The organism is Flavobacterium sp. F52, assembly GCF_000278705.1.
Taxonomy (GTDB): domain Bacteria; phylum Bacteroidota; class Bacteroidia; order Flavobacteriales; family Flavobacteriaceae; genus Flavobacterium; species Flavobacterium anhuiense.
In genome coordinates, this window is record NZ_AKZQ01000005.1 from 1 (window position 1) to 747 (window position 747).

Sequence of the window (747 nt, forward strand, 5' to 3'; positions counted from 1 at the left end):
GCTTTAGCGTAAGCGGCGGCTGTGATGCGAAAGGTGAGTTTGTTGGCAGTCCGACAGCGCCAAACTTATGTCAGGGCGGAACTACCAGTGTAAGTTATATGATCACTGATAAATGCTATACTACTACAATCAGCCGAGACTTCACGATTACCGCTCCTTCAGCAGTGGTTCCTGTATCGCCAGATCCGTTTAGCGCTTCCGCATGTGCGTATGCCGATCAGGCAGCATTGGACGCAGCTTTCGAAACCTTCAAAGCAGGCTTTAGCGTAAGCGGCGGCTGCGATGCGAAAGGGGAGATCCAAGGCAGTCCGACAGCTCCGAAACTTTGCGACGGCGGAACAGTGACAGTTGCCTATAAAGTGAGCGACAAATGCTATGAAGAAACCATCAGCAGAGACTTCACGATTACCGCTCCTTCAGCAGTGGTTCCTGTATCGCCAGATCCGTTTAGCGCTTCCGCATGCACATATGCCGATCAGGCAGCATTGGACGCAGCTTTCGAAACCTTCAAAGCAGGCTTTAGCGTAAGCGGCGGATGCGATGCTAAAGGGGAGATCCAAGGCAGTCCGACAGCTCCGAAACTTTGCGACGGCGGAACAGTGACAGTTGCCTTTAAAGTGACCGATAAATGCTATGAGACAACCATCAGCCGAGACTTCACCATTACCGCTCCTTCAGCAGTGGTTCCTGTATCGCCAGATCCGTTTAGTGCTTCCGCTTGTGCTTATGCCGATCAGGCAGCATTGG

At 52.1% G+C, this 747-nt stretch carries 1 protein-coding gene; it reads left to right on the forward strand.

Features of this window, described 5'->3' with window-relative positions; all coding sequences use genetic code 11:
- The coding region (locus tag FF52_RS01575; RefSeq protein ID WP_008462415.1) for a hypothetical protein at positions 1-747 on the forward strand (747 nt) is incomplete at both ends.